Genomic DNA, 21,381 nt, shown 5'->3' with positions numbered 1-21,381 from the left:
TGATAAAAACGCCCGGAGGAACCATGTCCCACAGCCTGCGCACATCCATCGACACCCACACCTATGCCGATCAAACGACCGTTCTGCAGGCATTGACCGATCAGGCCGCCCTCTCCGAGGCGGACCGTCACGCCATCTGCGACGCCGCCGCTCAGTTGGTTCGCGATATCCGCTCCAGCACTTCGCCCGGCATGATGGAAGTGTTTCTGGCCGAATACGGCCTGTCCACCGACGAAGGCGTGGCGCTGATGTGCCTGGCCGAGGCGCTGCTGCGAGTACCCGATGCGGATACGATTGATGCGCTGATCGAAGACAAGATCGCGCCCTCGGACTGGGGCAAACATTTGGGACAGTCCTCATCCTCGCTGGTCAACGCCTCGACCTGGGCCTTGATGCTGACCGGCAAGGTATTGGATGAGGGCAAAGCCTCACCCGTCAGCGCCATCCGCGGGGCGATCAAGCGGCTGGGTGAGCCGGTCATCCGCACCGCCGTTGGACGCGCGATGAAGGAAATGGGGCGTCAGTTCGTTCTGGGCGAGACCATTCAATCGGCCATGGATCGCGCCAGCGGGATGGAGGCCAAGGGCTACACCTACTCCTACGACATGCTGGGCGAAGCGGCCCGGACCGAGGCCGACGCCGCCCGCTATCACCTGTCCTATTCGCGCGCCATCGCCGCCATTGCCGAGGCGTGTACCCATGACGACATCCGCGCCAATCCCGGCATCTCGGTCAAGCTGTCCGCCCTGCATCCGCGCTATGAACTGGCGCAAGAGGCGCGGGTCATGGATGAGCTTGTCCCCCGCCTGCGCGCGCTGGCCCTGCTGGCCAAGGCCGCCGGCATGGGCCTGAATGTGGACGCCGAGGAGGCCGACCGGCTGTCCCTGTCCCTGCAAGTCATCGAGGAAGTCATGGCCGAGCCCGCCTTGGCCGGTTGGGATGGGTTCGGCATCGTCGTGCAAGCTTACGGCCCGCGCGCCGGGCTCGTTCTGGATACGCTCTACGAAATGGCCGGGCGCCATGATCGCAAGCTGATGGTGCGGCTGGTCAAAGGCGCCTATTGGGATACGGAGATCAAGCGCGCGCAGGTCGAAGGGGTCGATGGCTTTCCGGTCTTTACTCAAAAGGCCGCGACCGATGTCTCGTATATCGCCAATGCCCGCAAGCTGCTGGGCATGACTGACCGGATCTATCCGCAATTTGCCACGCATAACGCTCACACTGTCAGCGCCATCCTGCATATGGCCGAGGGGCAGCCGTTCGAGTTCCAGCGCCTGCACGGGATGGGCGAAACGCTGCACGGGCTGGTTCTGGACAAGCACAAAACCCGTTGCCGCATCTACGCGCCGGTCGGCGCGCATCGCGATTTGCTGGCCTATCTGGTCCGGCGTCTGCTGGAGAACGGCGCGAACTCATCCTTCGTGAACCAGATTGTGGATGAGGCCGTGCCACCTGAAGAGGTCGCGGCGGATCCGTTCACCGCAGTTGAGACACCGCCCTCGCCTCTACCAACCGGGCCAGAGCTATTTTTGCCTGAGCGTTCGAACTCCAAGGGCTTTGATCTTCACCACACACCAACGCTGGACCAGATCGACGCAGCGCGGGATCGGTTTCGAGAAACCGAGTGGCGTGCCGGGCCACTCTTGTCCGAGGGCGCGAAACCCATGGCTGAGGAGCCGGTGACTAACCCGGCCAAACCACAGGACAAGCCCGGCACAGTTGCGTCGACCAGTACTGCGTATGTGGAGCTTGCCCTGGCCTCGGCCAGCCCATGGCAAGCCCCGGCAGAGCAACGCGCCAAAGCTCTGAACGCAGCCGCCGACCTGTATGAGGCCCATTTCGGAGAACTCTTCGCCCTTCTCGCACGCGAGGCGGGGAAATCCCTGCCCGATGCCGTTGCCGAGCTGCGCGAAGCGGTGGATTTCCTGCGCTACTACGCGGCGAACATCCCCGATGCCAAACCGGCTGGGGTCTTCACCTGTATCAGCCCGTGGAACTTCCCCCTGGCGATTTTCACCGGACAGATTTCGGCGGCTTTGGCAACCGGCAACGCCGTCCTCGCCAAACCCGCACCGCAGACGCCTCTGATCGCGCATCGCGCGGTGCAGCTGTTGCACGAGGCCGGAGTTCCCCGGGATGTACTACAATTGCTGCCCGGCGGACCGGAGGTCGGGGCCGCGCTGACCTCGGACGCGCGCGTCTCGGGTGTGGCGTTCACCGGTTCGACGGCGACAGCGTTGAAGATCCGCTCGGCCATGGCACAGAACATGCGGCCCGGTACGCCGCTCATCGCCGAGACTGGTGGATTGAACGCGATGATCGTAGACAGCACGGCGCTGCCGGAACAGGCGGTGCAATCCATCATCGAAAGCGCGTTTCAATCAGCCGGGCAGCGCTGCTCGGCCCTGCGCTGCCTCTATCTGCAAGAGGATATCGCCGAGGATGTTTTGACCATGCTCAAAGGCGCGATGGAGGCGCTGCAGGTGGGCGATCCATGGCTAATCTCAACCGATTGCGGGCCGGTCATTGATGAGGCTGCGCGTCAGGGGATCGCAGATCACGTCGCGAAAGCCCGCAGCGAAGGGCGCGTCCTGAAAGAACTCAACACGCCGCCCGAGGGGACATTCATTGCCCCCACCCTGATCGAAGTCGGCAGCATCGCCGATCTGGAACGCGAGATATTCGGCCCGGTTCTGCATGTCGCCCGGTTCAAAGCGCAAGAGATCGACGCGGTGATCGCCGACATCAACGCCACTGGCTATGGGCTGACCTTCGGCTTGCACACCCGCATTGACGACCGCGTGCAGCATGTGACCGAGGCGATCCACGCGGGCAATGTTTATGTGAACCGCAACCAGATCGGCGCCATCGTGGGATCTCAGCCTTTCGGAGGCGAGGGGCTTTCGGGAACTGGCCCCAAAGCGGGTGGGCCGAACTACATGGCCCGGTTCTGCGCTCCGGATCGTCAGAGCACCTCTGAGACATGGCAGACGACTGCGGAGCTGCCCGCGCCGAAAGGGGAACCGGCTCCGGTTCGCACCCAAACCCTGCCCGGACCAACAGGGGAATCAAACCGGTTGTCTGAATTTGCCCGGCCTCCGCTGTTGTGCCTTGGCCCCGGCGAGACTACTGCGCGCGTTCAGGCAGATGCGGTTCTGGCTTTGGGCGGAACGGCGATTGAGGCGACGGGCATGCTCGACCTGCATCGTCTGGAAAACCTGACCGGCTTCGCGGGCGTTGTCTGGTGGGGCGACGAGGAAACTGCCCGTCAGATCGAACATCATCTGGCGCGGCGCGACGGGCCGATCCTGCCCATGATCCCCGGCCTGCCGGATTGTACGCGGGTGCTGGCGGAACGCCATGTCTGCGTCGACACAACGGCGGCGGGCGGCAATGCGGCGCTGTTGGGTGGTGCGGCATAACCTGACCTTGACGCTGGGCGCGGAAAAGCCCAGCGTCGCGCCATGTTTCCGATCCGAGATCACAACCCCTCGGGGCGCACGCCCTATGTTGTCTACGCCCTGATGGCGGCGAATATCCTGATCTTCGTCAGCTATTTCGGGATCATGGATAACGCACGGGTGCTGCAGCAGTTCTATTTCGACTACGCGATCATCCCCGCCCGCAGCGCCGAGGGGCTGGCGCCCGAGACCTATGTCACTTCGATGTTCCTGCATGGCGGCTGGATGCATCTGGCGGGCAACATGCTGTTTCTGTGGATTTTCGGCGACAATCTGGAAGACGAAATGGGCCACTTGCCCTTTCTGCTTTTCTACCTTGTCGCTGGGATCGGAGCCGGGCTGATCCACGTGATCACTGCGCCAGACTCGGTGGTGCCCACAATCGGAGCCTCCGGGGCGATTGCTGGCGTAATGGGCGGGTACCTGCTGCTTTTTCCCAAAGCCCGAGTGGATATTCTGCTGATACTGATCGTCTATTTCCGGGTCTTTAGCATCCCGGCTTTCGTGATGCTCGGGGTTTGGCTGGCACTGCAGTTTTTTGGCAGTCTCTCAAGCAACCCCGATGAGGGCGGCGTTGCCTATTGGGCCCATACCGGTGGGTTCTTCGTGGGGCTGATCCTGTGTATCCCGCTCTGGCTGAAACGCGGAGGGCCAGCGTATTGGAACCGTACGCACGGTCACCCGCCTCACCCCGAAACGAAATACAAGCTGTCGCAATCCCGCATCCCGCGCGTGCCGCGCAGGTAAAGGCGTTTAGCCCCGGACTACCTTGGCAAAACTGTCAAAGATTGGCTCGTTGGCGCAGATCACCTCGCCATCTTCCAGAATGCTGCCTTCGGGGTTCAAGGGCTGAACCAGACCACCGGCCTCTTTCACGATGATGATCCCGGCGGCCAGATCCCAAGCGTTCAGGCGACGTTCCCAGAAACCCTCATAGCGACCGGCTGCGACATAGGCCATGTCCAGCGCAGCAGCGCCCCAGCGGCGCACGCCGGCACATGCCGGCATCAGGCGCGCCAGATCCTGCAGCGTGGCAGGCAGATCCGAGCGACCACCGAAGGGCAAACCAGTCGAGAAAACAGACTCGATCATGCGGTGACGGCCCGAGACACGGATGCGCATATCGTTCATCCAGGCACCCTCGCCTTTTTCGGCGAAGAACATCTCGTCCTTGGCGGCGTCGTAGATCACACCGGCGACGATTTTACCTTTGTGCTCCAGCGCGATCGAAATCGCCCAGTGCGGCAACCCGTGCAGGAAGTTGGTGGTGCCGTCCAGCGGATCAACGATCCAACGGCGGGTTGGATCCTCACCGTCAATCGCACCACCCTCTTCGGCCAGCCAGCCATAGGTCGGACGCGCGCCCAACAGTTCTTCTTTCAGGATGGCTTCAGCGGCGATATCGGCCTTGGACACAAAATCGCCCGCACCTTTCATCGACACCTGCAGGTTCTCGACTTCACGGAAATCCTTGACCAGAGACCGCCCCGCCTTGCGCGCGGCTTTGATCATGATGTTGAGATTTGCACTGCCAACCATTGTGAAAAGGCTCCTGTCCGGTCAAACCGCGCGTATACTGATGCAATGCGCCCTTGCCAAGAGGAATGATGCGCATAGCAGACCTTAGCGAAACGCCGTTACTGCGCCTGCAACTTCCGCGCCTCGTCCCGCGCCAGTTTGACGAGCTCTTGCACGAAGGGTTTTTCCAGATCTTCAGAGCGGACAGCGGCATAGAGACGACGAGTGATCCCTTCTTTTGTAAGCGGGCGGGTGACGTAGTCCGAGTTGTATTTGACCTCGCGCACGACCCAATCCGGCAGGACAGAAATCCCCCGATTTGACGCAACAAGCAGCAGGATCACGGCTGTCAGTTCAACCTGTCGGATGCTGGCTGGTTCAACCCGCGCCGGGATCAACAACTGGCTGAACACGTCCAATCGCGTGCGCTCGACCGGATAGGTGATCAGTGTCTGACCGCGAAAATCCTCGGCCTCGATGAAGTCTTTATCGGCCAACGGATGGGAAGATGCAGCGACGAACACCGGGTTATAGTCGAACAACTCCACGAACTCGACACCCGGCAGGTCTTCGGGGTCGGAGGATACGACCAGATCAACCTCTTCCTTTTGCAAGGCAGGCAGCGCGTCAAAGGCCAAACCGGGGCGGATATCCACGTCGACATCGCCCCAGGACTTGCGGAAGGACTCCAGCACCGGAAATAGCCATTCGAAACAGGCGTGGCATTCAATCGCAATATGCATCCGACCCGTGCGGCCATCGCGCAGGGAAGAGAACTCATGCTGCGCGGCCTCGACCTGAGGCAGAATCTGCTCGGCCAGCCGCAACAGACGCAGCCCCGCCGCAGACAGCTTCATCGGCTTGGACCGACGCAGGAACAATTCGACCCCGGCTTGATCCTCCAGCCCCTTGATCTGGTGGCTAAGCGCCGATTGGGTGATGTTCAGTTGATCGGCCGCACGCGCAAGGCCTCCACAGTCATGGATCGCCTTGATGGTGCGCAGGTGCCGGAATTCGATATGCATCTGAAGTGGAACTCATGTTGTTCTTGAGGAATATGAGTTTGTCTCACAATGCGTGTCATGCGACAAGACCCTCAGTTGATCCTGAGAGGCTGCAATGACCAAACCTGAAATCTCATTCGAGTTTTTTCCACCCAAAACGCTGGAGGCCTCATTCCGGCTGTGGGATACGGTGCAGACGCTGGCCCCTTTGGAGCCCCGGTTCGTTTCTGTCACCTATGGCGCTGGCGGCACGACGCGCGAGCTGACGCGCGATGCAGTCGCAACTTTGCACAAGTCATCGGGACTGCCAGTTGCGGCGCATTTGACCTGCGTTGATGCCTCGCGTCAGGAAACGCTGGATATTGCAGACACCTTCGCTCGTGCCGGAGTAGAGAACATCGTCGCATTGCGGGGCGATCCGCCAAAGGGTCAGGACAGGTTTGTCCCTCACCCCGAAGGTTTTGCCAACTCTGTTGAATTGATCGAGGCCCTCGCGGAAACCGAGATGTTCAGCATTCGGGTTGGTGCCTATCCCGACATTCATCCCGAAGCACGGGATACGCGGGCCGATATCGACTGGCTCAAAGCCAAGCTGGACGCGGGCGCCGATGAAGCACTGACGCAGTTCTTCTTCGAGGCCGAGACCTTCTTCCGGTTCCGCGACGCCTGCGAAAAAGCCGGGATCGACAAGCCGATCGTGCCAGGCATCCTGCCGATTGAAAACTGGAAAGGCGCGCGCGCCTTTGCACAGCGCTGCGGAACACGAATACCCGACTGGGTCGATCATGCCTTTGAAAAAGCCCTGCGCGATGATCGCGATGATCTGCTGGCCACGGCCCTTTGCACCGAGCTTTGTTCGGACCTGCTGGAGGGCGGTGTGGACAAGCTGCACTTCTATACCCTGAACCGGCCCGAGTTGACGCGCGACGTCTGTTTCGCCCTTGGAATCACACCGAAGGCTGAACTGCAGAACGTCGCCTGATCCCTGTCGGGAAAGACGAAATGCCCTCGTCCTCCGAAAGCGCGGGCATTTTGCTTTGCCGCCGGAACAATGTCTGCACGGCCAGATCATTGTCCCCCGCAACTCGTTCAATCTTGAGAAGAATTTGACAAAATCGTGACCGTCCTCAAACTGGTCTCGTGTACGTTAATGAGTGTTTTTGAGTATGAAACCTGTCGATAAGATCGCAGCGCGAAACAGCGCGCTGGCGGACCTAGGGCTGTCCCCCTCTGCCAGTTCCGACGAAATCCGCGAAGCTTGGCGCAATATTGCCTTCCGGGCGCATCCGGACCACATGCCGGGGGATTGCGGAGACTTCTCGCGCGCCAAGACTGCCTATGATTTTCTACGCAAACAGGGGTTGGGCGCAAAAGGCGCATCGGGTCCGCAGATGCCTAAGCGACCGCGCCTCAAAAAGCGTGTGATCGAGTTGCCGCCCGAGGACATCTCCGCCTGCAAATCCATGTTGAACCCGACGCAAGCACTGTCGCATATGGCGGGTTCGCCATCGCCTCGGGATGCAGACGTCGAACCGGCCGCATCAGACCATGTGCCCGATGCCGTCGGATGCTATGGCCGCCACCTGACCTTTTTCGTGGCAACGTCAGTCACCGAAGGAGCGAACCGTATCGCCCTTCCGACCTCGGTGCTGAGCAACAGACGGCATGTCGAGAAAGAGATTCTGAGCTTCAAGTCCAACAACGCCGGCTCGGGCGAGGTGGTGATTCCTGATACCATTTGCGAACGCAAATTTCCGGGGGCAAAGAGTGTCCGTATCCGGTTCGAAGCCAATCAGGACATGATCGACGAATTCTGGCTGGCTGGATAGTCAACCAGAAAAAAGCCCGGCTCAGTGGGGGGAGCCGGGCTTGTTTTTCTTCACAACATTGTCTGCGCGATCAGTTGCTGACCGGACCTTCCGAGGTGAATTTCGGGATCACGCTGGTCGATGCGTCCGCGCTTTCGATACCGGGCCAGTTACCTTCGGCCAGGTTGATGTTGCCGGGGATGTCCTCTTCGAAGAAGCCCACAACAACGTCGGTGATATTCAGGTACAGCTTGTCATCAACGATGCGCCACAGGTTCGGGTTTGCCGGAACCTTGCCGCCTTTTGAGACGCCATAGGCGCAATGCCCGTCATACTGAGGCGCGTAGTAGGCCGGGTTCTCAAGAAACTTATCGCGGTTCTCCTCCGATGCAAAAGCCCAAGTTGCGCCGTTGTATTCCGCCGTGATGTCGGCATTGCCGCGTACACCTTCTGGCTGCGACGTCCCCACCGGTGCCTGATCAAGGCCGCGATAGGCGACAACATCATAGCCAGAGACCGCAAATCCGGTTCCGTCGACATATTGGGGGCCTGCAAAAGCAGGAATTGCCAGAGCCATGGCCGCAGCAAAAGACAGGGCAAAACGTTTCATGTGGTTATTCCTTTTTCGTGTATCGGGGGCGCCGTTTGGCTGACACCACAGACAATAAGCGATTCTGAGGCGCTTCGTAGGCCTGCTCGCGCCGGTGTGACCATCAACGAGGTTTCGTGAGAGAATTATTACAGTTTCCCGCGTCAAGCGGGGTTGGACTCGGGGATTTGCAACATTAGCTGTTAGCGCATCGGCTTTGCAGCCCTGCGATTGGCAAGAAAGGCATCAGATGAGCGATCAATCCACTTACACTCCCCCCAAAGTCTGGACCTGGGATAGCGAAAGCGGCGGACGCTTCGCCAATATCAACCGACCCATCGCCGGAGCAACCCATGACAAGGACCTGCCCATCGGCCGCCACCCCATGCAGCTCTATTCGCTGGCAACACCCAATGGCGTCAAAGTGACAGTCATGCTCGAAGAGCTTTTGGCGCTGGGTCACGAAGAAGCCGAATACAATGCGTGGCTGATCAATATCGGCGAAGGGGACCAGTTCAGCTCGGGCTTTGTCGAGGCGAACCCGAACTCGAAAATCCCTGCGCTGTGGGATCGGTCGGGCGATGCGCCAGTGCGCGTCTTCGAAAGCGCCTCGATCTTGCTCCATCTGGCCGAAAAATTCGGAGCGTTCCTGCCCGAGACAGGCCCGGAACGGACCGAAGTTATGAATTGGGTGTTCTGGCAGATGGGCAGCGCGCCTTATCTGGGCGGCGGGTTTGGACATTTCTACGCTTACGCGCCCGAGAAATGGGAGTACCCGATCAACCGCTTCGCCATGGAGGCCAAGCGCCAGCTGGATGTGCTGGACCGTCAACTGGCCGAAAACACCTATATCGCGGGCGAGGATTACTCGATCGCGGATATGGCGATCTGGCCGTGGTACGGGCAGCTTGTGCTTGGACGTCTTTATGATGCTGCCGAGTTCCTCGATGTGGAATCCTATGAAAACGTCATGCGTTGGGCCAAGGCGATTGACGCGCGTCTGGCCGTACAGCGGGGCCGCATGGTCAACCGCCCGTTTGGCGAGCTGCACACGCAGTTGCATGAACGTCACGAGGCCAGCGACTTCGAAACCCGCACGCAGGACAAGCTGGAAGCGGCAGCGGATTAATTTCTTCGAGGTTCGTTCGGGACATTTGGCGCGGTGTAAAAGAGTGCACCGCGCTTTTTTATTTCAGGATCGGCGGGTTTTCTGGATCGCTGCCGGGCACAGGTCGCGTCAGGTCACGAGCTTCGGGTTGCGGCAGGTCGAACCGCAAACCAACCTTCGCCAAAGACGCGGCAGCGGGGGCTTCGGGCGCAAAAAACCCGACATCCATCGCTCCGGCTTCGATCCCGGAAAAGGTCAGCGCCTCGGATGCAGCCTTGGCCAACGCCGATTGCGCCCCGTCAACAGCCCCTACAAAGCCCAGCAAGTGACCAGAAGCCCCGGTTTCGGATTTGGTGCCAACCAGATAGGCCGCCTGAGCCAGACCTACAGCAGTCGACAGTTTTGTATCCAACGCACGCAACAGGGTTTCCGGCAAACCGGCCGGGGGCAAAAGCTCGGCCAGTTTCTCTTCGACCTCGGCGGGCACATGTTCCAGCGTTGTCGCCAACCACCCGAGCGCCTCGGACGGGATCAGCATCGAGGATGGCGCGACCTCGAGGTTCAGGCCCAGACCAATCCCCTGCCCCGCCAGCATCGAAGACAGGATACGCCCCGAAAGCGCCGCGTATGGAACCGGACGTCCGGCAAACTGCGCCAACCGATCCTCGCGATCAAAGGCCAGTACGAAGCGGCCATCGGCCACGTCGAACAGTTCGGGTGAGATATTCTCGCCCTGCGCCTCTTCGGTCAGCATCAGGAACAGTTCACTATCGGCCAGCCGCTCAAAAAAGCGGAGCCGGGCGGCATCGTCCTGCGGGGCGGCTTCCATCGCGGTATGCGCTGTGTCCAGCGCCGTTGCTTCAGTCATTCAGAACCTCTTGCACCCGTGCCCGCAAGACCGGCAGCAGGTCGGTCTCGAACCACGGGTTTTTCTTGATCCATGCCGTATTGCGCCAGGACGGATGAGGCAAGGCAAAGATGTGCGGCGCGTGGTCCCGCCAATTGCGGACCGTCTCAGTGACCGAACTGCGCACTCCAAGATGGTACTTATGTGCGTGCCCCCCGACCAACACTGTCAGAGGAACCGGCCCCAGCGCCTGAACGACCCGGTCGTGCCATGTTTTGCGGCACAAGGCAGGAGGTGGCAGATCCGCTTTTCGCTCGTCATATCCAGGAAAGCAAAACGCCATGGGCACAATGGAAAGACGATCCCGATTGTAAAACATCCCCTCGTCGATCCCCAACCAATCCCGCAAGCGATCCCCCGACGGGTCTGTAAACGGCCGCCCCGACTCATGTACCCGCGCGCCCGGAGCCTGCCCCGCAACCAGAATCGGAGTACCGGCGCGGAACCAGACGACAGGGCGCGGCGAGTGCTGCGTAGCTGTTTGCGCGAACGCATCCGCACACAGCCTACAGGCCGAGATTTCCTTTTGCAGATCGCTCATAGCAGCTGTCTTGCCTCGAAATCGTGAGTATCAAGGGAAGATAGCCACCCTCGAACCTGCCGCCAAAACACCTTTTCGTGTTGGTATTTGCCACGATGTGAGCTGCACTTTGTGAAGGTGCATTGAACATTTGTTTCATAATTCGACATAATGTAGCCAACATGAAACGTTAAGCTTCGCATCCAAACGCCCATTGAAAAGAGCGATCAAACCAAAGGATTGAGCAGCAGGCCAAGCATGCTTGAGTTCGAGAATGTCAGTAAATCCTTCTGGACGGGGACGCGCCGCAAGGTGATCCTCGACCGGGCTTCGTTCCGAGTCGAACTCGGGACGTCGCTGGGTGTGCTTGCGCCGAACGGGACGGGAAAAACCACTCTGATCAATATGATGGCGGGTTTGGAAAAGCCCGATGAAGGGGTCATCCGGCGTGAGTGCAAGGTGTCTTTCCCGATGGGGTTTACTGGCGGTGTGTCGTCGAAGATGTCCGCGTTGGAGAACGCGCGCTATATCGCCAAAATCTACGGTATGGACCCCGACTATGTCGAAGCCTACTGTAGCTGGCTGTGCGGTCTCGGCGAGTATTTCAACCAGCCTTTGGCCACCTATTCGTCGGGCATGAAGGCCAGATTCACCTTTGCGCTGATGCTGGCACTGGACTTCGACATGTATCTGATTGATGAGGGCATGCCCGCGTCCACGGATGTGGAATTCAACCATAAGGCCGGCGCGATCCTGCAGGAGAGGCTGCGCACGACAACGCTGGTCATCGTATCGCACAGCCCCGCAACGCTGGAAAAATTCGTGAAACAGGCGGCCGTTTTGGTCGACGGCCAGCTGCGCATGTTTGAAACCTTGGAAGAGGCAAAGCAGTTATATGACTACGAAACCCAAGGTTAGAAAATACAACTGGCGTCACAGGGCGCAATCAGGCACCTCGCCCAAGGCCCGCTCGGACGCCATGGCGCGCATCCGCAGCGCAACGCAGGCCTCGTCAGGCGAAACGCAGCCCGGGACCGAGCTGGACGATATCAAGCGCGAGGGCCTGACCGGTCGGCAATTGCGTATCGCCCGGCGTCTGGCCAGCAAACACGGACTGGCCGCGACCTCGGACTATGACGCGGTACGCATGCTACGCAAGAAGGGCATTGATCCATTCCGGCGCAGCAATCTGCTGGAGCTTGCCTCGGCCAACGCTTCGGCGAAAACGGATGGTGACGAAACCGCACCCGTCCAGTTGCCACAACCGGTGAGCGAGGCCCCTCAGACCCTGCCGGGACCTGAGATGAGCCCGGCCGAGCGGCGCGATCGCGAAATCGGTCAGATCCAGAAGGACATTGCCCGCCGCCGAAAGAAAAAGCTGGCGGCGTTGTTCGCGCGGCTTGCGGTGTTCGTGTTTCTGCCAACCTTTGTGGTGGGGTACTATTTCTACCGGGTTGCAACGCCGATGTACGCTAGCGATTCAGCCTTTTCGATCCTACAGGCTGATGGCGGCGGCGGAACGATTGGCGGCCTGTTGAGTGGAACCCAATATGCAACCGCGCAGGATTCGGTTTCCACCCAAGAGTTTCTCGAATCCAAGGACGCACTAGAGCGTCTGGAACGGGACATGGGCTTTTCCCAGATCTTCAAGCAGGAATGGATCGACCCGATCCAGAGGCTGCCCCTGGACGCCAGTCTGGAAGACACCCACAAGCTGTATAAACGTATGGTGACCATCGGGTATGACCCAAGCGACGGGATTGTCCGTATGGAAGTCGCTGCCCCCGAACCTGAAATCGCTGTCGAACTGTCTCAGCGCCTGATCTCTTACGCGGAAGAGCGGATCAACAGCCTGTCCGGTCTCAAGCGCGAAGATCAGATGCGCGATGCGCGGGAAGGCTTCGAGGCGGCGCAGTCAGAGCGGCGCAAGGCGCAGGAAGCATTGATCGAGTTGCAGCTGCAGGGTGCCTTGCTGGACCCTGAAAACGTCATCGCCGGTCTTCGCGGTCGGATCAATGAGATCGAGGTCGCCATTCAGGATAAAGAGCTGGAACTAGCAGCCCTGCAAGACAACCGTCGCCCAAACCAGGCCAAGGTCGATGGCGTCAGCGCGGATATCGCCCGACTGGAGGTTGTCTTGGCCGAGTTGAACGCCGAGATGCTGGACGCGTCCGCAGGCGAAAACTCGCTGGCGAGGTTGAGCGTCCGAATCCAGATGGCGCAGGCTGATCTGGCAGCGCGTGACATGATGCTACAAACAGCAATGCAACAAATGGAAACCACGCGTTCCGAGGCGAACCGCAAAGTGCGGTACCTGACGGTTTCGGTGAACCCGGTAGAGGCGCAGGATCCGACCTATCCCCGAAAGTTCGAAAATACGATTTTGGCTTTCCTGTTGTTTGCTGGTATCTACCTGATGATCTCGCTTACCGCGTCGGTCCTTCGTGAACAGGTATCCTCGTAAGACGTATGAAACATGTAAAAATCTCCGACCTTACGGTCGGCAACGACCTTCCTCTGACCATCATTGCCGGCCCCTGCCAGCTAGAGACGGCAGACCATGCCCAGATGATTGCAGGCGCCATGAAAGAAGCCTGCGACGCGGCTGGCGCGCAGTATGTATTCAAGGCGTCTTATGACAAGGCGAACCGAACCTCTTTGTCCGGCAAGCGCGGCATGGGCATTGATGCAGGGTTAAAGGTTCTGGGCGACATCCGCCGCACCATGGGCATTCCGGTGCTGACCGATGTCCACACCGAAGCCCAATGCGCTATCGCGGCCGAGGTCGTTGATATTCTGCAGATCCCAGCTTTTCTGTGCCGCCAGACCGATATGCTTTTGGCGGCGGGCGCAACTGGGAAGGCCGTGAACGTTAAAAAAGGCCAATTCCTCGCCCCTTGGGAAATGGGCAACATCGTCGACAAGATCGAAAGCACCGGGAACCAGAATATCCTGCTGACGGAACGTGGAACCTCGTTCGGGTACAATACTCTGGTGGCCGATATGCGAGGCCTTCCGCAAATGGCGAAGACGGGCTATCCGGTCGTGATGGACGCGACGCATTCGGTGCAACAGCCGGGCGGCAAGGGTGGCTCCTCGGGTGGGCAGCGCGAATTTGCGCCGGTGATGGCGCGCGCTGCCGTATCGCTGGGGATCGGAGCGGTGTTCATCGAAACCCATCAGGACCCCGACACAGCACCGTCTGATGGCCCCAACATGATCCCGCTGGATCAGATGCCCCATCTTGTTGACACATTGATGCGCTTTGATGCGCTGGCTAAAGCGAACCCGATTCAGATTTAACGATTGAGACCTGTAATGACCAAACCCATTCCCGAGGTGACCCCAAACACCTGGAGCTTTCTGCGCGACCCGATGATCAAACCCACCGGGTTCCGCGAATATGATGCACGCTGGAAGTACCCTGATGAGATCAACCTGCCGGGCATGACCGCCCTTGGTCTTGGGATCGGTACTCAGATGCACAAACGCGGCATCGCGCCGGTCATTGCGGTTGGCAATGACTACCGCGACTATTCTCTGGCCATCAAAAACGCGTTGATCCTCGGCCTGATGCAGGCGGGTATTCAGGTGAAGGACATCGGCCCTGCCCTCAGCCCAATGGCCTATTTCGCGCAATTCCATCTGGATGTTCCGGCGGTGGCGATGGTCACCGCCAGCCATAACCCAAACGGCTGGACCGGGGTCAAAATGGGTTTCGACCGACCGCTGACCCACGGCCCGGATGAGATGTCCGAACTGCGCGACATTGTGCTGAATGGCGAGACAGTGGCGCGTGAGGGCGGCTCGTATGAATTCGTCGATGGCGTTAAAGAGGCCTATATCGACGATCTGGTCGGTGATTTCAAAATGTCCCGCCCGCTCAAGGTGGTCTGCGCCACGGGCAACGGCACCGCCTCAGCCTTTGCACCCGAGATTTTTGAGCGGATCGGTGTTGAGGTTGTGCCCAGCCACAACGAACTCGACTACACGTTCCCGAACTACAACCCGAACCCCGAAGCCATGGAAATGTTGCACGACATGGCGGATGCGGTGAAATCCAGCGGTGCCGATCTGGCCTTGGGATTTGACGGCGACGGCGACCGCTGCGGTGTGGTCGATGATGAGGGCGAAGAGATCTTTGCCGACAAGGTCGGTGTCATCATGGCACGCGATCTGGCCAAGCTGCACCCCGGCGCGACATTCGTGGCCGACGTGAAATCCACTGGCCTGTTCGCCAGCGATCCAGAACTGCAGGCCCTCGGCGTTAAGGCGGACTATTGGAAAACCGGCCACAGCCATATGAAACGCCGGGTCAAAGAGATCGGAGCCCTCGCAGGGTTTGAGAAATCCGGCCACTACTTCCTCGCCGAGCCTGTTGGGCGCGGATATGACTGCGGGATGCGCGTTGCGGTGGAAATCTGCAAATTGATGGACCGCAACCCGGATCAGAGCATGTCCGATTTGCGCAAGGCCCTGCCCAAGACGTGGTCCACCCCGACCATGTCGCCCTACGCGGCGGATACCGAGAAATACGATATACTGCAGCGTCTTGTGGACAAGCTGGTTGCCAAGGCCGACGCCGGCGATAGCTTCGCGGGTCGCGCCATCAAAGAGGTCGTCACCGTCAACGGTGCGCGTGTCATTCTGGACAATGGCAGCTGGGGTCTGGTGCGGGCCTCGTCGAACACCCCCAATCTGGTGGTTGTCTGCGAAAGTAGCGAAAGCGAAGCCGAGATGCGGGCGATTTTTGCCGACATCGATGCTGTCATCCGGACCGAGCCCGGCGTCGGCGACTACGACCAAACGATCTAAAAGAAAGGGGCGCCGATACGCGCCCCGATCAATCCCCTCCGAACAGCTTGAGCAAGCCTTTCTTGGCTTCCTCTTCTAGCTTGTCCTTCAGCACGTCTTCGATTTGATCAGTGTCTGTGATGGTCGAGTCCAGCTCTGACCCGACCTTTTCCAGAACCTTGGTTTTGGCGTCGTTTTCCAGATCTTTCAGCTTTCCTTCCGCCGCTGCCTCAATGACCTTCGTCAGGTCCGGGCGGATCGAAGGGTCGATCCATGGGCCGACGATACGCACAGGCACGGCGATCCCTTCGCCTGAATTGGCGCGCAGGGCGACCGGCGTAAAAAGATAGTCGATATCGCGCGGACCGATCCCGACGCGCCCCGCGCCATCCGCCCTGAAATTATCCAGTGACATGAGCAGGTCGTTGTTCGTCAGATTGCCGCCATCCATCGTGAAACTGGCTGTCAGGCTGTTGAACACTGTGGTCCCTCCGGACCCTTCGCCGCGACCCATCAGCCGGTTCAGGTCGAAGCCGGAGATCACGCCTTTGCCAACCGCAATATCGCCCTTCCCGGACAGCGACCGCATGATCGCGTCCTCGGTCTGCCCCACGCCCAGAAACTCCAGCGAGGCCGAGGCCGTACCTGTCAGCCGTTCTATGCCTCCGAGCGTTGACAGAGCCTGCTGCACGTCGATCCCTTCAGCTTTGAAATTTCCACCGACGGACAGGCCGTTGCGATTATTGGCCACCACCTGTCCGTTCAATTGCCCGGCAAACAGAGTCGCGGGTTGCATTTTCAGAACCGCACGCGATCGGTCGAGGTTCAGCGTCAGGTCGCTTTGTCCAAGCGTCATATCCGGCACGGCGATGGAGGACGCGGTGAGTCGAATCGAACCGTTTGCCAAGCCCAGCGCCGATGCGTCGATGGGCGTCGTCGACCACCCGTCACCGGCAGACGCCCCAGCGCCCCCGGAGCCTGTTTCGACGGTGTCTGCGAAGGTTAAAAAATCCAGATCCCCGGCCCGCAACCGGGCTGTGATCTGTGGAGGGTCGGAAATCACGATATCGGCCTCGCCATCGAACCGGTTGTGATCCAACACGGCGGTCATGTTTCGCAAAGAGATGCGACCGTCTCGAGTGTAGGTCATCTGCCCCGACACATCTGCCACGCGCCCAAGACCATTGGGCACCGCCACGCCCGCCTGCCCGAACGCGGCCAGCATGGCGTCGGTATTGCTGGTCTTGACTTCGGTCTTGCCGTCCATCTCTCCTTCGATGGTGGCGCGCCCGTTGAACGCGATACGCCCGCCTGGTGCTGTCATCGAAAGCTCCAGCGGTGCCGCGGCGCCCGAGGCAAAGGCTGGAAGATCAGGTAGTTTTAGATTCACCTGAACAGTGCCACCGGGCACGGCCATATTGGCCTCCATGATCATCGGCGCCGAGACATCCGGCCATTGCGCCGAGAGGTTGACGTCCCGGAAATTCCACTTGGTCGCTCCGTTTTCGATAAAGATCAGGCGCGCGTTGCTGAGCTCCAGCCGGTCCAACGTGATCGGTTGTGTTGCCTGAGGCGCAGGTGCGGTTCCACCCCCAGTACTCGGTGTAGAGGCAGGTACCGCCAATTCCCAATTGCCCCGGCCGTTGGCGTATTCCAGTCGCAGAATCGGGCTGTCAGCAAAGACCCGTTTGATCCGGATCTCGCCCCCCCACAGCGCCGCCGCATCCACACCGAAAGACAGGCTTTCAGCGCTCAGCATCGGCTCAGACCCCGCCCAATCGGCATTGCCGAAAGTGACCGGCCCGGTTTCGAGTCCCAGAACCGGCCAGAAGGAGATCGAGACATCGCCCGAGAAGGTCAGGTCACGCCCCGTTTCCGCCTTGACTTGTTCGGCCAGAAGCGCCCCCAGCTTGTCGCCGGGCATCAACAAAAGCGCGCCCACAACAAGGCCCACAACGGCCACCAAGATGAACAGGATACGTATCAGCCATTTCATCGAACTGCTCTCCGCCTTTTTTGGCTTGTGTTTTAGGTATCATTCAAACCCACGGCCGCATTTGCAAGGGGAACCAATCCAAACTATATGCGGCCGCATGAGTAGCAATCCGCCAAATCTCCGCCCCGACCTTGCCCCGTCTGCCCGGATCACCGACACGCCGCGTTCAGGCCAGCCGACCATTGGTATGGTCTCATTGGGCTGCCCCAAAGCGTTGGTAGACAGCGAGCGCATCCTGACCCGGCTGCGCGCCGAAGGGTACGGCATTTCGCCTGATTATTCCGGGGCCGATGCCGTGATTGTGAACACTTGCGGGTTTCTGGACAGCGCCAAGGCCGAATCTCTGGACGCCATTGGCGAGGCTCTGGTCGAAAACGGCAAGGTCATCGTGACCGGCTGTCTGGGGGCCGAGCCGGACTATATCCGGGAACACCACCCGCGCATCATGGCGGTCACCGGCCCGCATCAATACGAGCAGGTTCTAGACGCAGTTCATGTGGCAGTGCCGCCTGATCCGGACCCATTCGTTGACCTGTTGCCTGCTAGCTCTGTGCAGCTGACTCCGCGGCACTACAGCTATCTCAAGATCTCTGAGGGCTGTAACCACAAGTGCAAGTTCTGCATCATCCCCGACATGCGCGGCAAGCTCGTCAGCCGTCCGGCCCATGCGGTGCTGCGCGAGGCCGAGAAGCTGGTCGACAACGGCGTGCGTGAGTTATTGGTGATCAGTCAGGATACCTCGGCCTATGGGTTGGACCGGAAATACGACGTGAACCCGTGGAAACATCGCGAGGTGCGCAGCCACATTACCGATCTGGCGCGCGAATTGGGACAGCTCGATGCCTGGGTCAGGCTGCACTATGTCTACCCCTACCCGCATGTGCGTGAGTTGATCCCGCTGATGGCAGATGCGGGCTGCAACGTGCTGCCCTATCTGGATATCCCATTTCAGCATGCGCACCCGGATGTCTTGAAGCGCATGGCGCGTCCGGCGGCGGCCGCCAAAACACTCGATGAGATCAAGGCCTGGCGCGAGATCTGCCCGGACATCACTCTGCGCTCGACCTTCATTGTTGGCTATCCGGGCGAGACCGAGGCGGAATTCCAGACCCTGCTGGACTGGATGGACGAGGCGCAATTGGATCGTGTTGGCTGTTTTCAGTACGAAAACGTCGATGGTGCGCGCTCGAACGATCTGCCCGATCATGTGTCCCCCGAGGTCAAGCAGGACCGATGGGACCGTTTCATGGAGAAAGCGCAGGCTATCTCTGAGGCCAAACTGGAAGCCAAGGTCGGTCAAACCCTTCAGGTCATCGTGGATGAGATCGATAACGAGGCCGCGACCTGCCGAACCAAGGCCGACGCGCCCGAGATTGACGGCAACCTGTTCATTGATGAGGGTTTCGAAACCCTCAAACCTGGAGACCTCGTGACGGTCGAGGTCGATGAAGCGGGTGAGTATGACTTGTGGGGCAAACGGGTTTGAACACCCTTAACCCTATGATCTGAAATCTACAAATCAGTTGAGGCAAGCGTGAGCCGGGTTTATTGGCGCTTGCCCGACAAAGCCGCGATGCTGAACTCGACACTGGTTGGAGGGTTTCATGTTTCGGTTTCCGACAATTTCATCGCATTAAAAATGATGGCGGTGGCAGCCATGATGCTGGCGCGTCCCGTGGCGGCGCAGCACGTGCATGGCGGCGCGGTCAAGATCTTGTCAGTCGGTGACAACAAGCTGGTGATACACACGCGCAGCAAACACTTTGTTCACCATCATCACTCGGCTCCGGTCCTCGAACACAAGGTCAAACCGGCCAAGCGTGTCCTGCATCCGCGTCGTAAACTGGTACTCAAGCATCACAGGGCGCGGCATCTGAAACACAGATCATTTGGTCTGCGCCACAGGATACATCGCAAGTTTCGCTGAGCGCTCCACGGCGTTTCAAGCGTAGCTTAAGGCGGTCTAGATCAGGCCGATCAGCGCTACGGCCCAGGCAATCCCAGCGGCAATCGCTGTCAATGCAACAGCTGCGCTCGCAGCATCTTTGGCCTGTCCCGCCAGCGGGTGATGGTCGGTCGACGTATAGTCAACCGCGCGTTCGATGGCCGTATTGAATAGCTCGGCCACAAGCACCAGAACACCCATAACAAGTATCAACCCACGCTCGGCCCCGCTGATCGGCAGCCACACAGCAAGCACCGCCGAGATCAGGTTGGCATAGCCCCAAACGCGAAAGGAGTACTCCTCCCGCCAGGTGGCGACCAATCCTTGCCAGCTCCATTTGGTGCGGTCCTTTAGGCGGGAAAAGAAATTGAGCATGGGTCCTCGGGCGATTGCTTTCGTGCCGTTCTGAAGGGTTGGCAAGCGCAGTGCAATGGGCAAGAAAAAACCGCCCCAAGGGCGGTATCCACTCCGTTGGATGTGCAGACGGCCCGCATCGGGGCCGCCTGCAAAACCTTTATTGTATCGGGTCACAGACAGTCTGGCCTGCTTCGGTTGTTGCCAGCTGATACCCGCCCGGGCAGCTTGGTGTGCCAGCTTTATCATAGCTCGGCTGAACGTATACTGGGGTCGGTTCTTCCTGCTGCGCACAAGCAGTCAGGATCAGAGCAAACGCACCAACGGCGGCAAACTTCAGTTTCATGTCCATCATTCCTTTATTACTTTGCTGATATTGCCCAATTTTCGGGGCCACGACCAGAATACGGGCTGACAAGCAATCTGGCAACAGAATCAATCACAAAACCGTGAAACGCAGCGATTCCATGCCAGCATGACCGGCAATTTGCGACTTACTCGCCAAGACAGGCTACCTTTTTCGAAACATAACCCTAGACTTTTTTCAGACATCAGCCAAAGGACGGAGTAGCCAAATGCCTCAATCGCCGACCATCGCCCAAGACTCCCCCATTCCTGTCGAGGTCGAAGAAGGGAAAAGCTATTTCTGGTGCTCCTGCGGCCAGTCTAAGCGGCAACCTTTCTGCGATGGCTCCCACAAAGGCAGCACGTTCGAGCCAGTCAAATACACCGCTGAGGCCAGCAAAAAGGTTTTCTTCTGTGGGTGTAAACATACGTCCAAGCAACCCCTGTGCGACGGGTCGCATTCCAAGCTCTGAAAGGCATTTCAGGTCCTGAGACTTCAGGCCTGTTCTGTTTGCGCGGCCTTGAGCGCGGCAAATTTCGCCCGATTCGGACAGGTCTGCGGTGCGTCTGTGCCCGCGGCCTGCCGATCCATCCATTCGGGGCAATCCTGCGCGGATGAGCACCCCCGGCAGAACTGGATCATCTCGGCCCATTCCTCTTGGCTGAGCTTGCCGGACCGATGCGCATGAACAAGGTCTGCGCCGGTTGTCTGCCCCATGCGCAGGACCAGACGGAAATGGGTCATGATGTTTCCCAGATGCGGCATCCTACCAACCCGCGCTAGGGCATCAGCTTATGCAGCAAGTCTTTGTTGCGGCAGTATTCAGGGGTCCGGCTTAGAGACGACGCTTGAGCCAGCAGCGTTTGGCAATTGTCGGGATTAGGGCAATCTGTGCAGCGCAGTACTGCGTCTGAAAGCTGGTCCATAGACACATCGCCCCGGATCGTGGCTTCCTCCAGATCGACATCCAGCATGTTTGCCATGTCGTCCACCAAACCGGCATGCAATCGCAGTGATTTCAGGCTGGGCAT

The 21,381-nt window shown here is 59.4% G+C and carries 22 protein-coding genes; 12 read left to right on the top strand and 10 right to left on the bottom strand.

The window, feature by feature from the left end:
- The first annotated feature begins 23 nt into the window (after positions 1–23).
- Together putA and ACR3FB_RS04145 are read left to right on the top strand one after the other, a co-directional pair.
- Positions 24–3,422, top strand: coding sequence for a bifunctional proline dehydrogenase/L-glutamate gamma-semialdehyde dehydrogenase PutA (gene putA / locus ACR3FB_RS04150; protein WP_480564387.1), 3,399 nt, complete (start codon positions 24–26; stop codon positions 3,420–3,422).
- Positions 3,423–3,464: 42 nt separating this feature from the next.
- Positions 3,465–4,208 carry a rhomboid family intramembrane serine protease gene (locus ACR3FB_RS04145; protein ID WP_480564384.1) on the top strand — a complete coding sequence of 248 codons (744 nt, stop codon included), beginning with the start codon at positions 3,465–3,467 and terminating at the stop codon, positions 4,206–4,208.
- A 6-nt stretch (positions 4,209–4,214) separates the two neighbouring features.
- Here the strand turns inward: ACR3FB_RS04145 and ACR3FB_RS04140 are convergent, their stop codons facing one another.
- Together ACR3FB_RS04140 and ACR3FB_RS04135 are read right to left on the bottom strand one after the other, a co-directional pair.
- The gene (locus tag ACR3FB_RS04140) at positions 4,215–5,000 is read right to left on the bottom strand and encodes an inositol monophosphatase family protein (RefSeq protein ID WP_480564381.1); all 786 of its coding nucleotides are present in this window, start codon (positions 4,998–5,000) and stop codon (positions 4,215–4,217) included.
- 98 nt (positions 5,001–5,098) lie between these two features.
- Positions 5,099–6,004, bottom strand: coding sequence for a LysR family transcriptional regulator (locus ACR3FB_RS04135; protein WP_480564378.1), 906 nt, complete (start codon positions 6,002–6,004; stop codon positions 5,099–5,101).
- Positions 6,005–6,098: 94 nt separating this feature from the next.
- Here ACR3FB_RS04135 and metF point away from each other — a divergent pair, with 94 nt between their 5' ends.
- Together metF and ACR3FB_RS04125 are read left to right on the top strand one after the other, a co-directional pair.
- Positions 6,099–6,965: a methylenetetrahydrofolate reductase [NAD(P)H] gene (metF, locus tag ACR3FB_RS04130; protein WP_480564375.1), complete on the top strand. Its 867-nt coding sequence runs from the start codon at positions 6,099–6,101 to the stop codon at positions 6,963–6,965.
- A gap of 184 nt (positions 6,966–7,149) precedes the next feature.
- Positions 7,150–7,812 (top strand): J domain-containing protein, encoded by a 663-nt coding sequence (locus ACR3FB_RS04125; RefSeq protein ID WP_480564372.1) that lies wholly within the window; start codon positions 7,150–7,152, stop codon positions 7,810–7,812.
- Positions 7,813–7,882: 70 nt separating this feature from the next.
- On the opposite strand, the gene ACR3FB_RS04120 is transcribed toward ACR3FB_RS04125, so the two are convergent.
- Positions 7,883–8,401 (bottom strand): YHS domain-containing (seleno)protein, encoded by a 519-nt coding sequence (locus ACR3FB_RS04120; protein ID WP_170643114.1) that lies wholly within the window; start codon positions 8,399–8,401, stop codon positions 7,883–7,885.
- Between the two features lie 229 nt (positions 8,402–8,630).
- Here ACR3FB_RS04120 and yghU point away from each other — a divergent pair, with 229 nt between their 5' ends.
- The gene (gene yghU / locus ACR3FB_RS04115; protein WP_480564370.1) at positions 8,631–9,509 is read left to right on the top strand and encodes a glutathione-dependent disulfide-bond oxidoreductase; all 879 of its coding nucleotides are present in this window, start codon (positions 8,631–8,633) and stop codon (positions 9,507–9,509) included.
- A 58-nt stretch (positions 9,510–9,567) separates the two neighbouring features.
- Here yghU and ACR3FB_RS04110 read toward each other — a convergent pair whose 3' ends face one another.
- Both ACR3FB_RS04110 and ACR3FB_RS04105 read right to left on the bottom strand, forming a co-directional pair.
- Complete coding sequence (locus tag ACR3FB_RS04110; protein ID WP_480564367.1) at positions 9,568–10,356, bottom strand: SseB family protein; 789 nt, start codon at positions 10,354–10,356, stop codon at positions 9,568–9,570.
- A complete protein-coding gene (locus ACR3FB_RS04105) occupies positions 10,349–10,936 on the bottom strand; it encodes a uracil-DNA glycosylase family protein (protein WP_480564365.1) in 588 nt (195 codons plus the stop codon). The genes ACR3FB_RS04110 and ACR3FB_RS04105 overlap by 8 nt, the downstream gene beginning before the upstream one ends.
- A gap of 237 nt (positions 10,937–11,173) precedes the next feature.
- On the opposite strand from ACR3FB_RS04105, the gene ACR3FB_RS04100 reads away from it, so the two are divergent.
- The 4 genes from ACR3FB_RS04100 to ACR3FB_RS04085 are packed head-to-tail and all read left to right on the top strand — an operon-like array spanning position 11,174 to position 15,730.
- Complete coding sequence (locus ACR3FB_RS04100) at positions 11,174–11,833, top strand: ATP-binding cassette domain-containing protein (protein ID WP_170460627.1); 660 nt, start codon at positions 11,174–11,176, stop codon at positions 11,831–11,833.
- Positions 11,811–13,379: a KpsE/RkpR family capsule polysaccharide export protein gene (locus ACR3FB_RS04095; RefSeq protein WP_480564362.1), complete on the top strand. Its 1,569-nt coding sequence runs from the start codon at positions 11,811–11,813 to the stop codon at positions 13,377–13,379. Before ACR3FB_RS04100 ends, ACR3FB_RS04095 begins: the two co-directional genes overlap by 23 nt.
- Before the next feature lie 5 nt (positions 13,380–13,384).
- The gene (gene kdsA / locus ACR3FB_RS04090; RefSeq protein WP_480564359.1) at positions 13,385–14,218 is read left to right on the top strand and encodes a 3-deoxy-8-phosphooctulonate synthase; all 834 of its coding nucleotides are present in this window, start codon (positions 13,385–13,387) and stop codon (positions 14,216–14,218) included.
- A 15-nt stretch (positions 14,219–14,233) separates the two neighbouring features.
- Positions 14,234–15,730 carry a phosphomannomutase/phosphoglucomutase gene (locus ACR3FB_RS04085; RefSeq protein WP_480564356.1) on the top strand — a complete coding sequence of 499 codons (1,497 nt, stop codon included), beginning with the start codon at positions 14,234–14,236 and terminating at the stop codon, positions 15,728–15,730.
- 28 nt (positions 15,731–15,758) lie between these two features.
- On the opposite strand, the gene ACR3FB_RS04080 is transcribed toward ACR3FB_RS04085, so the two are convergent.
- Positions 15,759–17,705, bottom strand: a complete 1,947-nt coding sequence (locus ACR3FB_RS04080; protein ID WP_480564353.1) for an AsmA family protein — start codon at positions 17,703–17,705, stop codon at positions 15,759–15,761.
- Between the two features lie 97 nt (positions 17,706–17,802).
- Between ACR3FB_RS04080 and rimO the strand changes: the two genes are divergently transcribed.
- Positions 17,803–19,191 (top strand): 30S ribosomal protein S12 methylthiotransferase RimO, encoded by a 1,389-nt coding sequence (rimO, locus tag ACR3FB_RS04075; RefSeq protein ID WP_480564350.1) that lies wholly within the window; start codon positions 17,803–17,805, stop codon positions 19,189–19,191.
- A gap of 48 nt (positions 19,192–19,239) precedes the next feature.
- Entirely contained in the window at positions 19,240–19,632 is a 393-nt protein-coding gene (locus ACR3FB_RS04070) for a hypothetical protein (RefSeq protein WP_480564349.1), read from the top strand.
- A gap of 36 nt (positions 19,633–19,668) precedes the next feature.
- On the opposite strand, the gene ACR3FB_RS04065 is transcribed toward ACR3FB_RS04070, so the two are convergent.
- Together ACR3FB_RS04065 and ACR3FB_RS04060 are read right to left on the bottom strand one after the other, a co-directional pair.
- A complete protein-coding gene (locus ACR3FB_RS04065) occupies positions 19,669–20,025 on the bottom strand; it encodes a diacylglycerol kinase (RefSeq protein WP_480564346.1) in 357 nt (118 codons plus the stop codon).
- 139 nt (positions 20,026–20,164) lie between these two features.
- The gene (locus tag ACR3FB_RS04060) at positions 20,165–20,350 is read right to left on the bottom strand and encodes a hypothetical protein (protein ID WP_425085163.1); all 186 of its coding nucleotides are present in this window, start codon (positions 20,348–20,350) and stop codon (positions 20,165–20,167) included.
- Positions 20,351–20,579: 229 nt separating this feature from the next.
- Here ACR3FB_RS04060 and ACR3FB_RS04055 point away from each other — a divergent pair, with 229 nt between their 5' ends.
- Entirely contained in the window at positions 20,580–20,822 is a 243-nt protein-coding gene (locus tag ACR3FB_RS04055; RefSeq protein ID WP_480564343.1) for a CDGSH iron-sulfur domain-containing protein, read from the top strand.
- A 23-nt stretch (positions 20,823–20,845) separates the two neighbouring features.
- Here the strand turns inward: ACR3FB_RS04055 and ACR3FB_RS04050 are convergent, their stop codons facing one another.
- Together ACR3FB_RS04050 and ACR3FB_RS04045 are read right to left on the bottom strand one after the other, a co-directional pair.
- Positions 20,846–21,115: a DUF6455 family protein gene (locus ACR3FB_RS04050; RefSeq protein WP_170468240.1), complete on the bottom strand. Its 270-nt coding sequence runs from the start codon at positions 21,113–21,115 to the stop codon at positions 20,846–20,848.
- Between the two features lie 14 nt (positions 21,116–21,129).
- Positions 21,130–21,381 (bottom strand): DUF6455 family protein, encoded by a 252-nt coding sequence (locus ACR3FB_RS04045; RefSeq protein ID WP_480564340.1) that lies wholly within the window; start codon positions 21,379–21,381, stop codon positions 21,130–21,132.

It is taken from the genome of Ruegeria sp. AO1 (assembly GCF_056535985.1).
Note: the sequence above shows the minus strand (reverse complement) of the source record. Positions and strands in the feature narration are given on the sequence as shown.

Excerpts from the sequence above, each read along its gene's own strand:
- putA (WP_480564387.1), top strand. The coding sequence starts at position 24 with ATGTCCCACAGCCTGCGCACATCCATCGACACCCACACCTATGCCGAT.
- ACR3FB_RS04145 (WP_480564384.1), top strand. The coding sequence starts at position 3,465 with ATGTTTCCGATCCGAGATCACAACCCCTCGGGGCGCACGCCCTATGTT.
- ACR3FB_RS04140 (WP_480564381.1), bottom strand. The coding sequence starts at position 5,000 with ATGGTTGGCAGTGCAAATCTCAACATCATGATCAAAGCCGCGCGCAAG.
- ACR3FB_RS04135 (WP_480564378.1), bottom strand. The coding sequence starts at position 6,004 with ATGCATATCGAATTCCGGCACCTGCGCACCATCAAGGCGATCCATGAC.
- metF (WP_480564375.1), top strand. The coding sequence starts at position 6,099 with ATGACCAAACCTGAAATCTCATTCGAGTTTTTTCCACCCAAAACGCTG.
- ACR3FB_RS04125 (WP_480564372.1), top strand. The coding sequence starts at position 7,150 with ATGAAACCTGTCGATAAGATCGCAGCGCGAAACAGCGCGCTGGCGGAC.
- ACR3FB_RS04120 (WP_170643114.1), bottom strand. The coding sequence starts at position 8,401 with ATGAAACGTTTTGCCCTGTCTTTTGCTGCGGCCATGGCTCTGGCAATT.
- yghU (WP_480564370.1), top strand. The coding sequence starts at position 8,631 with ATGAGCGATCAATCCACTTACACTCCCCCCAAAGTCTGGACCTGGGAT.
- ACR3FB_RS04110 (WP_480564367.1), bottom strand. The coding sequence starts at position 10,356 with ATGACTGAAGCAACGGCGCTGGACACAGCGCATACCGCGATGGAAGCC.
- ACR3FB_RS04105 (WP_480564365.1), bottom strand. The coding sequence starts at position 10,936 with ATGAGCGATCTGCAAAAGGAAATCTCGGCCTGTAGGCTGTGTGCGGAT.
- ACR3FB_RS04100 (WP_170460627.1), top strand. The coding sequence starts at position 11,174 with ATGCTTGAGTTCGAGAATGTCAGTAAATCCTTCTGGACGGGGACGCGC.
- ACR3FB_RS04095 (WP_480564362.1), top strand. The coding sequence starts at position 11,811 with ATGACTACGAAACCCAAGGTTAGAAAATACAACTGGCGTCACAGGGCG.
- kdsA (WP_480564359.1), top strand. The coding sequence starts at position 13,385 with ATGAAACATGTAAAAATCTCCGACCTTACGGTCGGCAACGACCTTCCT.
- ACR3FB_RS04085 (WP_480564356.1), top strand. The coding sequence starts at position 14,234 with ATGACCAAACCCATTCCCGAGGTGACCCCAAACACCTGGAGCTTTCTG.
- ACR3FB_RS04080 (WP_480564353.1), bottom strand. The coding sequence starts at position 17,705 with ATGAAATGGCTGATACGTATCCTGTTCATCTTGGTGGCCGTTGTGGGC.
- rimO (WP_480564350.1), top strand. The coding sequence starts at position 17,803 with ATGAGTAGCAATCCGCCAAATCTCCGCCCCGACCTTGCCCCGTCTGCC.
- ACR3FB_RS04065 (WP_480564346.1), bottom strand. The coding sequence starts at position 20,025 with ATGCTCAATTTCTTTTCCCGCCTAAAGGACCGCACCAAATGGAGCTGG.
- ACR3FB_RS04060 (WP_425085163.1), bottom strand. The coding sequence starts at position 20,350 with ATGAAACTGAAGTTTGCCGCCGTTGGTGCGTTTGCTCTGATCCTGACT.
- ACR3FB_RS04055 (WP_480564343.1), top strand. The coding sequence starts at position 20,580 with ATGCCTCAATCGCCGACCATCGCCCAAGACTCCCCCATTCCTGTCGAG.
- ACR3FB_RS04050 (WP_170468240.1), bottom strand. The coding sequence starts at position 21,115 with ATGCCGCATCTGGGAAACATCATGACCCATTTCCGTCTGGTCCTGCGC.
- ACR3FB_RS04045 (WP_480564340.1), bottom strand. The coding sequence starts at position 21,381 with ATGCCCAGCCTGAAATCACTGCGATTGCATGCCGGTTTGGTGGACGAC.